We start from the raw sequence: 16,115 nt of genomic DNA on the forward strand, positions 1-16,115 counted from the left end.
AGCAAAAGGGCCGGCAGATAATCATCTGCAGGCCCTTTTCTTTTTCCCGCTACTCCCCCTGCTGTACCCAGGCCATTGCCTGTTCCTTTTCAGCCAGATTGTAGTAGCGCACGCCTTTCTTTTTTACCGGGCTGATGAGTTTAGCGGCCCATTCCTGCCACTTCTTCTCTCCCACCATGGCCACCCGGCCATAGTCAAGCCCGTGAATAATATCAAACAGGCCATTCTCTATAGCCGCCACGGGTTGTACCCAGTCCACCTGGTCCATTTCATAATACAGGTGTGTCTCGGTGTGGCGTTGCATCAGGTCGCGGAGCAGGTTGCGGTAGGTATCAAAATCGTTAACGGTCAGTTCTTCGATTACCCGCACGGCAAGCAGGTTCCCCTGGGTCTGTGGCAGTATTTCCAGCATAGGCTTCGTGTGTTGAGGTATAGACTTGGCTTCTGAGGCGCCTCCTTTATACGCATTGACAATTTCCGTAGGGCGTTTAAAGGGCAGCTGGCAAGAAATTAAACAAATGCTTCAGTCATTGCGCCTGAATGTATATTTTGCAGCGGCTATACCTATACCTATACCTATACCTATGCGCCTGAAGTACCTGCTCCTGCTGTTTTGCTGCTTTGCCCTGTTCACTGCCCAGGCAAAAGTCGACACGCTCCTCATCCAGAGCCCTTCCATGCAAAAGACGCTGAAGGCGGGCGTGGTGACGCCAGACAGCTATAAGAAGAAAAAGAACGGTCCCTACCCGGTGCTATACCTGCTACACGGCTACAGCGGCAATTTCAGCAACTGGCTCCGGGTGCCGCCGCAAAAAGACCTGCTCCAGACGATGGCCGACAAGTACCAGCTCATCATCGTGACGCCGGACGGCGGCTTCGGCAGTTGGTACTACGACAGTCCAGTGGACAAGAGCAGCCAATACGAAACCTTCATCACGCAGGAGCTGCGACAGGAAATCGAAGGCAAGTACCGAACAGTGCAGGAACGGAAGGGCCGTTTCATCTCTGGCCTGAGCATGGGCGGGCATGGGGCGCTATACCTGGCCACGCGTCACCCCGAGCTATACCTGGCGGCCGGCAGCATGAGCGGCTCGCTCAATGTGTCGGGCATAGACCGCAAAAACCTGTTGCCGAGCATTGAGGCAGTGCTAGGCCCAAAAGACAAAAATCAACAGCTGTATGAAGCAAATTCGGTTGTGCACATGGTTCCCCAAATCAAGCAGAGTGGCCTGCACCTGATTATCGACTGTGGTGTGGATGATTTCCTGCTGGAGGACAACCGGGAACTGCACCGCCGCCTGGTTTACGAGAAGGTGCCCCATGAGTACATTGAGCGGCCCGGCGGCCACTCCTGGGATTATTGGGGAAATGCATTGGAATACCACCTGCTGTTCTTCCAGAAAGTCGCCGCCGGGCAACTACAGACGCCCTGATTGCCTGCAACTAAGAGGCGAAACGGTACCTCAGCTGCCGAATGACGCGCTTGATGCGCACCCGTGAAATGTCATAGAACATGGCGATGGCCAATATGGCGGCGGGCACCAGAAAGGTATGGTACCGGAGCATCGGGTAGAGGTACCCTCCCGCCACAGCCCCGGCCAGGAAAAATAAGATGATGACCAGCCTCAGCGTGATGCGCTGCCCAAGGCCGGCCTTTTGTGCCGCTCCAGGGAGAGTGGCGGTTGCCAAATCAATGCCCAAGTCTGTGAAGATGCCTGTGAGGTGCGTAGTCCGGACAACAGACCCAGAAATCATGGACACCATGCTGTTCTGCAGCCCCATGGCAAACAGTAGGCTACCAGCGAAAACCTCCTTCATCACGGTGCTGCCATCGTAGTTTTCGCCGTACACGGCATTCAGCAGCAAGATGGTGATTTCTGCCAGGATGGGGATGGAATAGGCGAAGACCTGGTTCCGGCCCACCCGACTGATAAAGAGGCTCGTCGCAAAAGACCCCAGCAGGTATAGGAACATCCAGAGCCCGATGATGCGGACCAGCCGGAAATCGCCTTGCGCCAGGCTCTCGGCAAAGTAGGCGGCGTGCCCTGTCACGTTGGTGGTGAGCACGGAAAAGGCCAGCAGTCCGGCTATGTTCACAAAGCCAGCCGTGAGGCAAAGCAGTGCCGCCAGTTTTATGTTGTGCCTGAAATTGCGCCGTTGCCCGATGTGCCGAAACATGTGGGGAATTTACAGAATTTCCGGAAGCTTTCCCTTGAATTATCGTGGCTGCCGAAATCCGCTTGGCTGTGGCGGCGTCCCACCTATCAGGTATAGGTGCCGCCTAGAAAGCTGTCGCCGCAGGTATACGTAACCATATTCTGTCCCCGGCTGGAACAGCGTACAAACGGCTAATCCAACACAGCTGCATTTATCTGGCTATACCTGCCGCTGCCCTGTTGCAAACTTGCAGGCGAAACATTAATTTGCACCTTAGCCGTTATTCACCCATTTCATCACCTTAACTGTGTCTTCTGTTTTCTCGACTTACATAGAACTAGGCTTCCATCATATTTTTGATTTCAAGGCCTACGACCACATGCTGTTCCTGCTGGCCCTTTGCGCCATCTATACCATGCGCGACTGGCGGCAGGTGTTGGCCCTGGTGACCAGCTTCACCATCGGCCATTCCATCACGCTGGCGCTGTCCACGTTCAACGTCATCAAGTTCGACACCGCCCTGATTGAGTTCCTGATTCCCGTCACCATCCTGTTCACCTGTGTCATCAACTTCTTCAAGCTCAACAGCGCCGCCTCCAAACAGCACCCCATCTGGTCGTTCCACAACCTGCTGGCCGTCACGTTTGGTTTGATTCACGGCATGGGCTTCTCCAATTTCCTGAAGTCGATGCTGGGCCGCAACGGCGATACCTGGCAGCAGCTGCTGGCTTTCAACATTGGCATTGAGCTGGGGCAGCTGCTCATTGTGAGCATCCTGCTGGTGCTGGGCTTCCTGATGATGAACCTGTTCCGGGCCAAGAAGCGTGACTGGATTATGGTGCTCTCCAGCGCCGCCGCTGGCATTTCGCTCATCCTGATGATGGAGACCAACATTTTCTAAAAAGCTATACCTTAACACAACCTAATCTATACCCTGATTCACCTTACAACCAAATGAAAAACCTAATCAAAGGGTTGGCGCTATTCGGACTGCTGGCGGGACCACTGGCTGCCATGGCGCAGGACACCAAGTTCGGGCAGCTCGGGCAAGAGCTGCCAACGCCCAACACCTACCGCACCGCCTCCGGCGCACCCGGCCACCAATACTGGCAGCAGCGCGCCGACTATACCATCAAAGTAGAGCTCAACGATGAGAACCAGTCCATCACCGGCTCCGAGACCATCACCTATACCAACAACTCGCCCGATGTGCTGGCGTACCTGTGGGTGCAGATGGACCAGAACATCTACGAGCCGAAGTCGATGAGCAACATGACGCAGACGGGCACGCTGCAGGACCGCATGTCTACCGCGGCCGTGGAGCACATGACCCGCGAGGCGTTTGACGGCGGTTTCAAGGTGCGCTCGGTGAAAGACCGCAACGGCAAGGACCTGAAGTATACCGTCAACAACACCATGATGCGCATCGATTTGCCGCAGCCGCTCAAGCCGAAGCAGTCCTATACCTTCAGCATTGACTGGAACCACAACATCAACGACCAGAAGGCCTTGGGTGGCCGTTCGGGCTACGAGTTCTTCCCCGGCGACGGCAACTACCTCTACGAGATGGCGCAGTTCTTCCCGCGCATGGCTGTGTACGACGATGTGAACGGTTGGCAGCACAAGCAGTTCCTGGGAGCCGGTGAGTTCGCCCTGCCCTTCGGCGACTACAAAGTGAGCATCACCGTTCCGGCCGACCACGTGGTGGCAGCCACGGGCGAGTTGCAGAACGCAGGCCAGGTGCTGACGGCCACGCAGCAGAAGCGCTTCGCTGAGGCCGCCAAAGCCAACAAGCCTACCGTGATTGTAACACAGGAAGAAGCCACACAGGCCGAGAAAGCAAAAGCCAAAGGCAAGAAAACCTGGGTATACAACGCCAAAAATGTGCGCGACTTCGCCTGGGCCAGTTCCCGCAAGTTCATCTGGGATGCCATGAACGTGAATGTGGGCGGTCAGAACGTCCTGGCCATGTCCTACTACCCGAAGGAGGCGAATCCGCTTTGGGGGCAGTACTCCACAGAGGCCGTGGCGCATACCTTAAAAGTATACTCCAAGCACACCATCGACTACCCTTACCCGGTGGCCATTTCGGTGCATGGCCCGGTGGGCGGCATGGAGTACCCCATGCTGTCGTTCAACGGGTATCGCCCAGAGCCAGACGGCACCTACCCTGCCAATATCAAGTACGGCCTTATCTCCGTGATTATCCACGAAGTAGGACACAACTTCTTCCCGATGATTATCAACTCTGACGAGCGCCAGTGGACCTGGATGGATGAAGGCCTGAACACCTTCATGCAGTACATTGCGGAGCAGGAGTGGGAGCGCAATTACCCTTCGCGCCGCGGTGAGCCGGCCAACATTGTGGAGTACATGAAAAGCGCCAAGAACACCCAAGTGCCGATTATGACGAACTCGGAGTCGGTGCTGCAGTTCGGTAACAACGCCTACGGCAAGCCCGCTACCGCGCTGAACATCCTCCGCGAGACGGTGATGGGCCGCCAACTGTTCGACTACGCCTTTAAGGAGTACTCTAACCGCTGGGCCTTCAAGCACCCGATGCCGGCCGACTTCTTCCGTACCATGGAAGACGCCTCGGGCGTGGATTTGGATTGGTTCTGGAGAGGCTGGTTCTATACCACCGACCACACCGATATCTCCATTGAGGGCGTAAAATGGTTTACCATTGACTCGCAGAACCCAGATTTTGTGAGTGCCCAGATGCGCGAGCAGCAGAACAAGGCACCCCAGACCATCTCACAGCAGCGCAACCTGCAGGATATCAAAAAGACAAGGTTGGACGAGCGTCCGGAGCTGAAGGATTTCTACAACACCTATGACCCGCTGGCGACCACAGCCACGGACAAGGAGCGTTACCAGAAGTTCTACACCACCCTTTCGGAGCAGGAGAAAAAGGCGCTGGACTCTGGCCTGAACTTTTACGAGGTGGGCTTCAAGAACCTAGGCGGGCTGGTGATGCCGCTGGTGGTGCGTATGGAGTTTGAAGATGGCACCGATGAGGTGGTGAACATACCGGCCGAAATCTGGCGCTACAACAACGAGGAGATTACGAAGGTGTTCGTAACGGAAAAGCCGGTGGTGAGTTTCTCACTGGACCCATACCTGCAAACAGCCGACACAGACCTGTCGAACAACAGCTACCCCCGCCGCATGGCCCCATCCCGCTTCGATGTTTTCAAGCAGAGCCGCCAGCAGCAGCCCAACCCGATGCAACAACAACGAGAGGAGACGAGCCGCAGCGGAAACGGAAGCTCCAACAAGTAAAATACATTTCTAGCAAAAGGCCCTTGAATCACGCGGTTCAAGGGCCTTTTGCTTTTAAAACAATTTACTTCGTAGCAGCTGTCTATGCTTAAGCATTCTGCTTTTCTTTGCACTGCCATACCTGTATGCCCCGGTATACCTGAGCTGCTTCTGCTATACCTGCATACCTACGGCTACTCCATATTATACTTGTTGATGAACTGACGCTTCGTCCGGTCACCTTTCCGTACAAACGGACGGATGATGAGGCGCGTGCTGTTCTCGTAGGTGAAGAACCTGTAGGCCCAGTTGCTCAGCACCACCAGCTTGTTCCGGAAGCCCACCAGCGCCATTACGTGCACGAACAGCCAGACGGCGAAAGCCATAAAGCCCCCGAAATGCAGGTTACCCGGCAAATCCGCCACCGCCCTGTTGCGCCCGATGATGGCCAGTGAACCCTTGTCCACGTATTCGAACGGCTCCATCTTTTCTCCTTTCACCAGTTTCTTCAGGTTCTTGGAGAGCAGTTTGCCTTGCTGAATGGCTGGCTGCGCCACCCCCGGATGCCCCTTAGGCCACTTTTCCGTCTTCATCAGGGCGATATCCCCGATGGCGAAGATGTTGTCATAGCCCATCACCTGGTTGAAAGGGTTCACCAGGATGCGTCCGCGCTCCACGGCTTCGGCTGGCAGACCCTCAATAAGGGCACCCTGCACACCTGCGGCCCACACCAACGTCTGCGTCTGTATCTGCTCCCCCCCTTTTATGGTGGCCACGTAACCATCGTAAGACTCCACCAGCGCGTTCAGGCGCACGTTCACGTTCAGCTCCTCCAGGTATTTCTGTGTTTTCGCGCTTGACTCTGGCGACATGGGAGGCAGCACTCTGTCCATACCTTCCACCAGGTAGATGTTCATCTTGTTGAAGTCCACACCCGGGTAGTCTGTGGGCAGGATGTGCTTGCGCATTTCGGCGAGGGCACCGGCCGTCTCCACGCCGGTAGGGCCACCGCCCACTATCACGAAGTTGAGGAGGCTCTGCTGCAATTCCGGGTCAGCGGTCATGCTGGCCTGCTCAAAGCACTGCAGCAAATGGCTACGCAGGTTCAGGGCATGCGGAATCTGCTTCAGCGGGAAAGCGTTCTTCTTCACCTCTTCGTTGCCAAAGTAATTCGTTTTGGTGCCCGTGGCGATAATAAGGTAATCATATGTCAGCTCCCCCACCAAAGTATGCACCGTCTTGGCGATGGGGTTTATGCCATCCACCTTGACCAGGCGGAAGTGGAAGTCTTCGAACTCATCGCTGCCGAACATCTTGCGCAGCGGCTCCGCAATGGAGTCCGGCTCCAGGCCGGCGGTGGCCACCTGGTAGAGCAGCGGCCAGAAACCGTGGTAGTTCTGCCGGTCGAGCATCACCACCTGGAAGTCTTTGCACTTGAGTTTCTGCGCCACGTTTATTCCCCCGAATCCGCCGCCAATGATGACCACGCGCGGTTTGGTGGTGTCTGGTATGTTAAGAGATAATTTATCTACATCGAGCATAAGGTGATTTTTTATATTGGATTAAATGCCGCTGGCCCACAAAGAGCCATTCCAGTATACGTTTCTATCTATATTGTGGGATAACGCAGCCCCCGGATGTTGGTTACTTTCTGTACAATTTCGGCTACGGCTGTGTGCTCTTGCCGGTATACCGCAAAAAAGCCCGGCCCCCAGGTATAGCTATACCTGGGGGCCGGGCTGAAAACGCGGATAAAATATCTATTTCTTGTTGAACTCGCCGTTCTTGAGCATGTTTATGAGCTGTAGGATAGCGAACGGGCTGACCGTGGGGAACATGTTCCGTTGCTCCTGCTTCTGCACGTTCTGCATGTTCCAGGTCCTGAAGTTGGCGTTGCCGTCCATCGGAGTCGTCCCGAAGAGTTCCTCCAGCCGCTTAGGGTCCAGGTTGCGCAAGGCCACGGCCATGCCGTCATCGGGTAGCTTCACGGCCAGCACGGCATCCTTGAAGTCGCGCTCAGTCGCCCAGGGGAACACGTTTACCGTGGGCAGCTCGGTGGGGTCTTCCTGCATCTGCATGATGATGGAGTAGCCCTGGCTCTGGTAGTTCTGGGGGATGATGAGGTACTGCTTTTTGTAACCGATGGCGCTGAACACCACACTGTCGCCGGTGAGCACCGGCAGCGAGAAGAAACCGTACTGGTTGGTCTGGGTGCCCCGGCTTGTCTTGGGGATGAACACGTTCACACCGGCCACGCCGTACAGGCTATCGCCGATGGTCACAAAACCGGTGAGTTGCACCACCCGCTTCTGCCCCTGCGCCGCCACCTCGCCGGGTGCTCCCATCAGCAAGGCGAAGAGCACCAGCAACGGCAGCACCATACCGATACCGCGCTTGTTCTGGAGCATGAGTTGTTTCAAAATGGACTTCATGTAGTACAATAATACTTCATAATATTTTATTATAGCAGCTTTTGGCTAATTTTGTTCTGACAGGCAGTTCAAATATGCGGCTCAAACACTTCAGTCTTTCTTTCGGGGAACAGGTTCTAAAGGCGCTGGCCGACGACTCGCGCCTGCGCATCCTGAGCCTCATCCTCCGCAACAAAGAGATGTGCACCTCTGACCTGGAGCAGGTGCTGGACTTCACCCAGACCAAGACCTCCCGCCACCTGGCCTACCTTCGCAACGCCGGTTTGGTGGTGCCGCGCAAGTTCGACCAGTGGGTGTACTACTCCTTAAAGGATGAGGCGGGTGATTTCGTTCAACAAATCTTCACTTACCTGGAGCGCGATGCCCTGCTGCAGAAGGACCAGGAGACCTACCGGATACTCTACTCCAACCGCGAGCTGGCCATCAACCGCATGCAGACCCGCCGCTGGACGGACGCCTGAGGTTAGACACAGGTATAGCCCAATGGTTTAAACAGCGGTATAGGCCTTTTAGTATAGAATGCCGCTCCGCTTAACATAAAATAATTTAAAACATCCGCCCCTCCAACCCGTTTCTCTTTAGCTGAAGACCTACTTATGAAGCCATACACACACCTCTTCTTTGACCTCGACCACACCCTTTGGGATTTTGAGAAAAACTCAGAAGAGACCCTCTATACCTTGTTCCAGGAGTTCAACCTGGCTGCCTTCGGAAAGTTCGACTGCGATTCTTTCTACAAGAAGTACAGGTTCGTGAACACACGCCTCTGGGACCTCTACAACAAAGGCAAAATAGACCAGAAGGAGTTGCGGGAGAGTCGCTTCGTGAAGACGCTGACCGGGCTGGGACTGGAGGCGCACGAGGTGCCGGCCGGCCTGTCAGAGGCCTATACAGACCTGTGCCCTACCAAAACCGCCGTGTTTCCCTATACCTTCGAGGTACTCGACTACCTCCGGTCCAAATATGAGCTCCACATCATCACGAACGGTTTCCGGGACGTGCAGCACATCAAGATGAGCGGCTCTAACCTGACGAATTACTTCAAAGAGGTCATCACATCGGAGTGCTGCGGGTACAAGAAGCCCGACAAGCGCATATTCGAGCACGCCTTGGAGCGCACCAAGGTACGGCCAAATGATTGTCTGATGATTGGCGACAACCTGGAGTGCGACATAGAGGGCGCCCGCGAGGCAGGTATAGACCAGGTGTTCTTCAACCCCGAGAAGACGAAGAGCCGGCTCAACCCCAAGCCCACCTACCACATCCACTGCCTGAGCGAGCTGCAGGCCATCCTGTAGCCCTCCTTCGCAAAGCTATACCTGCCACAGGCCGGAAAATAAAATAATTCGCCTTACCTTTGTACAGGTGGCCGCCCAGGCAGCCACGCAATGTCTTAATTCTGAATCTGTAAACTAGAAAAAGATGGCAACCGGATTTTTTAAAGTACCCACTCCCATAAACGAGCCTGTGAAATCCTACGCGCCGGGCTCACCGGAGCGCGAAGAACTGCAGCGCACCTACAAAGAACTCAAGTCGCAGGAGATTGATGTGCCTATGTACATCGGCGGCGACAAGGTATACACTGACAGTAAGAAGCCGATGCTGCAGCCGCACGACCACCAGCACATCCTGGGGCACTTCAGCGAAGGTGATTCGTCCCACGTGGAACAGGCCATCAACGCGGCCCTGGCGGCTCGTGAAGACTGGGCGAACATGGGCTGGGAGCACCGCCTCAGCATTTTCTTGAAGGCTGCTGAACTGCTGGCCGGACCGTGGAGAGCGCGTATGAACGCGGCCACCATGCTGGGCCAGTCCAAGAACGCCTACCAGGCTGAGATTGACTCTGCTTGCGAGCTTATTGACTTCCTGCGCTTCAACGCACAGTATGCCACTGAAATCTACCAGATGCAGCCGGAGTCCTCTCCGGGTGTATGGAACCGCATGGAGCACCGTCCGCTGGAGGGCTTCGTGTTCGCGCTGACGCCGTTCAACTTCACCGCCATCGCCGGTAACCTGCCTGCTTCTGTGGCCATGATGGGCAACGTAGTGGTGTGGAAGCCAGCCAACACCCAGATTTATGCCGCCCAGATGATTATGGAGCTGTTCCGCGAAGCCGGTCTTCCGGACGGTGTCATCAACCTGGTGTATGTGGACGGTCCTACGGCTGGCGACGTCATCTTCAAGCACGCTGATTTCGCCGGTATCCATTTCACAGGCAGCACGGGCGTATTCCAACACATTTGGAGAACCATTGGCGAGAACATCCACAAGTACAAGACGTACCCACGCATCGTAGGTGAGACAGGTGGCAAGGACTTTATCATGGTGCACCGCTCCGCTGACGCGAAGCAGGTGGCAACTGGTATCGTGCGTGGTGCCTTTGAGTACCAGGGCCAGAAATGCTCCGCCGCTTCACGCGCCTACGTGCCAAGCAACCTGTGGGAGGACGTGAAGCAGTACGTGATAGAAGACCTGAAATCCTTCAAGATGGGTCCTCCGGAGGATTTCTCCAACTTCATCAACGCCGTGATTGACGAGAAGTCCTTTGACAAGATTGCCCGCTACATCGACAACGCCAAGGAAAGCAACCAGGTGGAAATCATTGCAGGCGGCAACTACGACAAGTCGAAGGGCTTCTTCGTGGAGCCGACGGTGCTGCTGTCGCACAACCCGCAGTACATCACCATGTGCGAGGAAATCTTCGGGCCGGTTATCTCCATCTACGTGTATGACGAGAACAACTACGAGGAGACGCTCGAGCTAGTGAACTCTACTTCGCCATACGCCCTGACAGGCGCCATCTTCGGACGCGACCGCTATGCCGTGGAGCAGGCTACGAAGAAGCTGAGCGACGCAGCCGGCAACTTCTACATCAACGACAAGCCGACGGGCGCCGTGGTAGGCCAGCAGCCATTCGGTGGCTCACGCGCCTCCGGCACCAACGACAAGGCCGGGTCTATGCTCAACCTGCTGCGTTGGGTGTCAGCCCGTTCTATCAAGGAAACGTTCGTGTCGCCGGTCGATTACCGCTACCCGTTCCTGGGCGAGAATAAATAAGGTATAGTCCTACCTTTACTACCAAGCCGCCATGTTCAAAAGAGCATGGCGGCTTTGCGTTATACGGGCAACAGGTGTTTAAACACACATTCTGCTATACCTGGTCCCGCTGCTCCTGTCAGCGGTCGCCGTTGCGGTCCTGAGTGCAAAACAGTATGGGTTTATAAAAAGCCACTCTGCCTCTATTTCAGCGCAATTTTAGCCCCTGTTTTACATTGGAAATAGTCTTTTGATTGTTGGTCGTTTATACCTAATTTTGCTCCCAAATTTCAAGAAAGCATTACAGCAATATGGAAACTACTGGGAATCAGTATCTACCGTCGGATTACCTGCCTATACTCATACAATTTGCGGCTGCGATTGGCTTTGTCATATTCGCCTTGGTGGTGACGCACTTGCTGGGCCCCAAGAGAAAAAGCGAGGTAAAGGACAACGCCTGGGAAAGTGGGGTGGAGTCAGTGGGAGACGCTCGTACGCCTATCTCCTACAGATACTTCTTGACAGCTATCCTTTTTGTCCTATTCGACATCGAGATTATCTTCCTATACCCTTGGGCGGTGAACTTCCGTGAGTTTGGTCTGGAGGGCTTCCTGCCGATGCTCTTGTTCCTGGGAGTACTGCTGACCGGTTTCTTCTACGAGATAAAGAAAGGCATCCTGAAGTAGGCACGGTGCATTAAACTTTTAGTGCAAATCCGGTGTTCCTGCTAGGAACATGACCGACAAAAAATTACAATTCTTGAGACATGAGTGATACAAATAAAGATATAACAATGGGTGAGGCGCCGGAAGGCTACTCAGGTGCTGGTTTCTTCGCTACTTCATTTGAGAAAGTGATTGGCCTGGCCCGCGCGAATTCGCTGTGGCCTTTGCCTTTTGCTACTTCCTGCTGTGGTATCGAGTTCATGGCCACCATGGGTTCCACTTACGACATCTCCCGCTTTGGCTCGGAGCGCCCCAGCTTCTCGCCACGCCAGGCAGACATCCTGCTGGTGATGGGCACCATCGCCAAGAAAATGGGCCCGGTGGTGAAGCAGGTATACGAGCAGATGGCAGAGCCGAAATGGGTGGTGGCCGTGGGTGCCTGCGCTACGTCAGGCGGCATCTTTGACACCTACTCTGTGCTACAGGGCATAGATCGCGTGGTGCCGGTAGACGTGTACGTGCCGGGCTGCCCGCCTCGTCCGGAGCAGATTCTGGATGGGCTGATGCGCGTGCAGGACCTGGCTAAGAACGAATCGCTTCGCCGCCGCCACTCACCAGAATACCAGGCGCTTTTGGCCTCTTACAACATTAAATAAGCATCATGGAGCTTACGAACGAAAACGTACTTGGTAAACTGATAGCGCAGTTTGGGGAAGAGAACATCTTTGATGCCTATGACCCGGATGGCATCATGACCTTCACGACTACCCGTGAGAACATCATTGCGCTGATCCAATACCTGTATGACGACAAAGACCTGCAGGTACAGTTCCTGACCACCATGGCAGGCGTCCACTTCCCTGACCATAAAGACAAAGAACTGTGTATGATGTACCAGTTGCACAGTCTGCGTCACAATTACCGGCTGCGCATTAAAGTGTTCATCCCAAGCAAGGACCCGGTACTGCCGACCCTGACCAACATCTATGCGGCTGCCAACTGGATGGAGCGGGAGGCTTATGACTTTTACGGTTTTATCTTCACCGGCCACCCGAACCTGACGCGAATCCTCAACATCGAGGAGATGGAATACCACCCGATGCTCAAGCAGTATCCGCTGGAAGATTTGACGAGGGAAGACAAGATAGACACGTTTTTCGGACGTTAAGCCAGTTTTTGCCCCGGCTATACCTGGGGCGCCTTTAAGAAAAGCATACTATGGCTACTGATAAAAAAACAGCTGAGGTCGACCAGTTACAGGAGTTCCGGGATAACCTCGACCTGAAACTGCAGGACCCCAAGAACCAGAACCTGACGACCCTGAACCTGGGTCCGACGCACCCGGCGACGCATGGTATCTTCCAGAACATCCTGCAGATGGACGGAGAGATTATCATGGACGCCGTGCCGACGATTGGGTACATACACCGCGCCTTCGAGAAGATTGCGGAGCGCAGGCCGTTCTACCAAATCACACCGCTCACGGACCGCATGAACTACTGTTCGTCCCCCATCAACAACATGGGGTACCACATGACGGTAGAGAAGCTCCTGGGCATTGACATACCCAAGCGCGCGCAGTACATCCGAGTCATCATGATGGAGCTGGCCCGTATTTCCGACCACCTGATTTGTAACTCCATCCTGGGTGTGGACTCCGGCGCTTTCACCGGCTTCCTGTACGTGATGCAGGAGCGCGAGCACATCTACGACATCTATGAGGAGGTATGCGGTGCTCGTCTGACCACTAATATGGGCCGCATCGGGGGCATGGAACGCGACCTTTCTCCGAAAGCCTTGCACCTGATTGGCGAGTTCCTCAAGCGCTTCCCGAAAGTATGGGCGGAGTTCGAGAAGATGCTGACACGCAACCGTATCTTCATCGACCGTACGGTGGGTGTGGGTGCCATTTCGGCCGAACGTGCGTTGAGCTACGGCTTCACAGGCCCTAACCTGCGTGCCACCGGTGTGGACTACGACGTGCGCGTGATGAACCCTTACTCTTCTTACGACGATTTCGAGTTCGAAATTCCGGTGGGTGCCAAAGGTGATACCTACGACCGTTACCTGGTGCGCAACGAAGAGGTATGGCAGAGCTTGAAAATCATTGAGCAGGCTTACAAAAACCTGCCGGAGGGCTCCTACCACGCCGATGCGCCGCATTACTACCTACCGCCAAAGCAGGAGGTATACCGCAGCATGGAAGCCCTTATCTATCACTTCAAGATTGTGATGGGTGAGATTAACGCTCCGAAAGGTGAGGTATACCACAGCGTGGAAGGCGGCAACGGCGAGCTTGGTTTCTACCTGATAAGCGACGGCGGCAGAACGCCATACCGCCTGCACTTCAGGAGGCCATGCTTCATCTACTATCAGGCGTACACGGAGATGATTAAAGGTGGACAGTTGGCCGACGCCATCCTGACCCTGAGTAGCCTCAACGTGATTGCCGGCGAACTGGACGCATAATACATTATTCTATATATCATCTAACACCGGCCCTTGGCTGGTGCTATTCAAAGAGATGGCAGAGATTAAAAACGAAGTGAAGTTTTCTGATAAGGCACTTGCTGAGATTCAGCGCTACATCAGCCATTACCCGGAAGGACGCCAGAAATCGGCCCTGCTCCCAGCCCTGCACATAGCGCAGGCGGAGAACGGAGGCTGGGTAAGCCCGGAGGTGATGGACAAGGTTGCCGAAATCCTGAACATACAGCCTATCGAGGTATATGAAGTGGCTACTTTCTATACCATGTTCAACCTGAAGCCAGTGGGCAAGCACGTGCTGGAGGTATGCCGTACAGGCCCTTGCTGCCTGCGTGGCGCTGACCAGATGATTGAGACGCTCAAGCAGAAGCTCAACATCCAGGAAGGCGAAACTACTGCCGACGGCATGTTCACCCTGAAGCCGGTGGAATGCCTTGCCTCGTGCGGAACAGGCCCGATGCTGCAGGTGCGCGAAACCTACTACGAGAACATCGACAGCGAGGAGGCTGTGGACCGGTTCCTGGAGATGATGCGCAACAAAGAGCCCGAGACGCCGGAGTGGGCGAAATAGTTATCAGGACTCTGTGACAAAAGACTGTTGCACACAAGACCAATCAAACGCTAGGTATATAAGTCTCTATCTTCTGTCAAAAATCCTTCGTCAAACCTAAAACCAGGCAGCGTGCCCTGAAAGCGGCTGCCCAGCTATACATCCTACTATCATGGGACTCAAGATATTAACCGAACATATAAACGTACCAGGCATCGAAACCCTGGAGGTATATCGTAAGCACGGTGGCTACCGCTCTGTGGAGAAAGCGCTGAAGACGATGACTCCGGAAGAGGTGGTGGAAGAAGTGAAGACATCTGGCCTGCGTGGTCGTGGTGGTGCCGGCTTCCCTGCTGGTATGAAGTGGAGCTTCCTGGCCAAGCCGGAAGGCGTTCCGCGTTATCTGGTGTGCAACGCCGATGAATCGGAGCCGGGCACTTTCAAGGACCGCGTGTTCATGGAAAAGAACCCGCACGCCTTGATTGAAGGTATGATTACCTCCAGCTATGCCCTGGGTGCGCATACCTCCTATATCTACATCCGCGGCGAGTTGTTGTTCATCCTCCGCATCCTAGAAAAAGCGATAGCGGAAGCATACGCGGCTGGTTTGCTAGGCAAAAACATACTAGGCTCAGGCTACGACCTGGACCTGCATGTGGCTCCGGGTGGAGGTGCCTACATCTGTGGTGAGGAAACTGCCCTGCTGGAGTCACTGGAGGGCAAGCGTGGTAACCCACGCAACAAGCCGCCGTTCCCGGCTGTGAAAGGCCTTTTCGCCTCTCCTACCGTGGTGAATAACGTGGAGACCATCGCTTCTGTGCCGTGGATTGTGAACAATACCGGCGCGGAATATGCCAAAATAGGTATAGGCCGAAGCACAGGCACCAAACTGATTTCTGCCAGCGGTAACATCAACCGTCCGGGCGTGTACGAAATCGAACTGGGTGTACCGGTAGAGGAATTCATCTACTCAGACGAGTATTGTGGCGGCATCTGGAAAGGCAAAGAGCTGAAGGCCGTGGTGCCGGGAGGTTCTTCTGTTCCGATTCTCCCAAAAGACCTGATTTTGAAAACGGCTGCCGGCGAGCAGCGCCTGATGACGTACGAATCGCTGTCGGACGGTGGTTTTGTGAGCGGCTCCATGCTGGGCTCCGGTGCCTTCATTGTGTTTGATGAGGACCAGTGCATCGTGCGAAACACGTGGAACTATGCACGCTTCTACCACCATGAGTCGTGCGGCCAGTGCAGCCCATGCCGTGAAGGCACAGGCTGGATGGAAAAGGTGCTGCACCGCATTGAGTACGGCCATGGCCATCAGCAGGACATCGACCTGCTGGTAAGCGTTGCCAAGCAGATTGAAGGAAACACCATATGCCCGCTTGGTGATGCAGCGGCCTGGCCAGTAGCCAGTGCCATCCGTCACTTCCGTGAGGAGTTCGAGTGGCACATCAAGCACCCACAGGAGGCAACCGCCCCAGGTGCTGTGTACAGAGGCCAGTTAGCAGCTGCGCTGGCATAAATCAA

General features: G+C 54.9%; 16 protein-coding genes. 12 read left to right on the forward strand and 4 right to left on the reverse strand.

The window, feature by feature from the left end:
• Positions 1 to 49: 49 nt before the first annotated feature.
• Entirely contained in the window at positions 50 to 412 is a 363-nt protein-coding gene (locus tag B051_RS0117600; RefSeq protein ID WP_018479541.1) for a SpoIIAA family protein, read from the reverse strand.
• Positions 413 to 584: 172 nt separating this feature from the next.
• Here B051_RS0117600 and B051_RS0117605 point away from each other — a divergent pair, with 172 nt between their 5' ends.
• Entirely contained in the window at positions 585 to 1,433 is an 849-nt protein-coding gene (locus B051_RS0117605; protein ID WP_018479542.1) for an alpha/beta hydrolase, read from the forward strand.
• Between the two features lie 10 nt (positions 1,434 to 1,443).
• Here B051_RS0117605 and B051_RS0117610 read toward each other — a convergent pair whose 3' ends face one another.
• Positions 1,444 to 2,178 carry a YoaK family protein gene (locus B051_RS0117610; protein WP_018479543.1) on the reverse strand — a complete coding sequence of 245 codons (735 nt, stop codon included), beginning with the start codon at positions 2,176 to 2,178 and terminating at the stop codon, positions 1,444 to 1,446.
• 286 nt (positions 2,179 to 2,464) lie between these two features.
• On the opposite strand from B051_RS0117610, the gene B051_RS0117615 reads away from it, so the two are divergent.
• Complete coding sequence (locus B051_RS0117615; RefSeq protein WP_018479544.1) at positions 2,465 to 3,058, forward strand: HupE/UreJ family protein; 594 nt, start codon at positions 2,465 to 2,467, stop codon at positions 3,056 to 3,058.
• Positions 3,059 to 3,111: 53 nt separating this feature from the next.
• Positions 3,112 to 5,442, forward strand: coding sequence for a M1 family metallopeptidase (locus B051_RS0117620; RefSeq protein ID WP_018479545.1), 2,331 nt, complete (start codon positions 3,112 to 3,114; stop codon positions 5,440 to 5,442).
• Between the two features lie 173 nt (positions 5,443 to 5,615).
• Here the strand turns inward: B051_RS0117620 and B051_RS0117625 are convergent, their stop codons facing one another.
• The gene (locus B051_RS0117625) at positions 5,616 to 6,962 is read right to left on the reverse strand and encodes an NAD(P)/FAD-dependent oxidoreductase (protein WP_018479546.1); all 1,347 of its coding nucleotides are present in this window, start codon (positions 6,960 to 6,962) and stop codon (positions 5,616 to 5,618) included.
• Positions 6,963 to 7,181: 219 nt separating this feature from the next.
• Positions 7,182 to 7,853 (reverse strand): carboxypeptidase-like regulatory domain-containing protein, encoded by a 672-nt coding sequence (locus tag B051_RS0117630; RefSeq protein WP_245539658.1) that lies wholly within the window; start codon positions 7,851 to 7,853, stop codon positions 7,182 to 7,184.
• Positions 7,854 to 7,927: 74 nt separating this feature from the next.
• Here B051_RS0117630 and B051_RS0117635 point away from each other — a divergent pair, with 74 nt between their 5' ends.
• The 9 genes from B051_RS0117635 to nuoF all read left to right on the forward strand — a co-directional run bounded on the left by B051_RS0117635 (position 7,928) and on the right by nuoF (position 16,110).
• On the forward strand, positions 7,928 to 8,314 hold the full coding sequence (locus B051_RS0117635; protein WP_018479548.1) for an ArsR/SmtB family transcription factor: 387 nt from the start codon (positions 7,928 to 7,930) through the stop codon (positions 8,312 to 8,314).
• A 135-nt stretch (positions 8,315 to 8,449) separates the two neighbouring features.
• The gene (locus B051_RS0117640; RefSeq protein WP_018479549.1) at positions 8,450 to 9,151 is read left to right on the forward strand and encodes a YjjG family noncanonical pyrimidine nucleotidase; all 702 of its coding nucleotides are present in this window, start codon (positions 8,450 to 8,452) and stop codon (positions 9,149 to 9,151) included.
• Positions 9,152 to 9,275: 124 nt separating this feature from the next.
• On the forward strand, positions 9,276 to 10,910 hold the full coding sequence (gene pruA, locus B051_RS0117645) for an L-glutamate gamma-semialdehyde dehydrogenase (RefSeq protein WP_018479550.1): 1,635 nt from the start codon (positions 9,276 to 9,278) through the stop codon (positions 10,908 to 10,910).
• Positions 10,911 to 11,200: 290 nt separating this feature from the next.
• On the forward strand, positions 11,201 to 11,575 hold the full coding sequence (locus B051_RS0117650) for an NADH-quinone oxidoreductase subunit A (protein WP_018479551.1): 375 nt from the start codon (positions 11,201 to 11,203) through the stop codon (positions 11,573 to 11,575).
• Positions 11,576 to 11,655: 80 nt separating this feature from the next.
• Positions 11,656 to 12,210: an NADH-quinone oxidoreductase subunit B gene (locus B051_RS0117655; protein WP_026236496.1), complete on the forward strand. Its 555-nt coding sequence runs from the start codon at positions 11,656 to 11,658 to the stop codon at positions 12,208 to 12,210.
• 5 nt (positions 12,211 to 12,215) lie between these two features.
• Positions 12,216 to 12,722, forward strand: coding sequence for an NADH-quinone oxidoreductase subunit C (locus tag B051_RS0117660; protein WP_018479553.1), 507 nt, complete (start codon positions 12,216 to 12,218; stop codon positions 12,720 to 12,722).
• A gap of 50 nt (positions 12,723 to 12,772) precedes the next feature.
• The gene (gene nuoD / locus B051_RS0117665; RefSeq protein ID WP_018479554.1) at positions 12,773 to 14,023 is read left to right on the forward strand and encodes an NADH dehydrogenase (quinone) subunit D; all 1,251 of its coding nucleotides are present in this window, start codon (positions 12,773 to 12,775) and stop codon (positions 14,021 to 14,023) included.
• A gap of 55 nt (positions 14,024 to 14,078) precedes the next feature.
• Complete coding sequence (gene nuoE, locus B051_RS0117670) at positions 14,079 to 14,612, forward strand: NADH-quinone oxidoreductase subunit NuoE (protein WP_018479555.1); 534 nt, start codon at positions 14,079 to 14,081, stop codon at positions 14,610 to 14,612.
• 151 nt (positions 14,613 to 14,763) lie between these two features.
• A complete protein-coding gene (gene nuoF / locus B051_RS0117675) occupies positions 14,764 to 16,110 on the forward strand; it encodes an NADH-quinone oxidoreductase subunit NuoF (protein ID WP_018479556.1) in 1,347 nt (448 codons plus the stop codon).
• Positions 16,111 to 16,115: the final 5 nt, after the last annotated feature.

The sequence above is a fragment of the Pontibacter roseus DSM 17521 genome (genome assembly GCF_000373265.1).
Taxonomy (GTDB): domain Bacteria; phylum Bacteroidota; class Bacteroidia; order Cytophagales; family Hymenobacteraceae; genus Pontibacter; species Pontibacter roseus.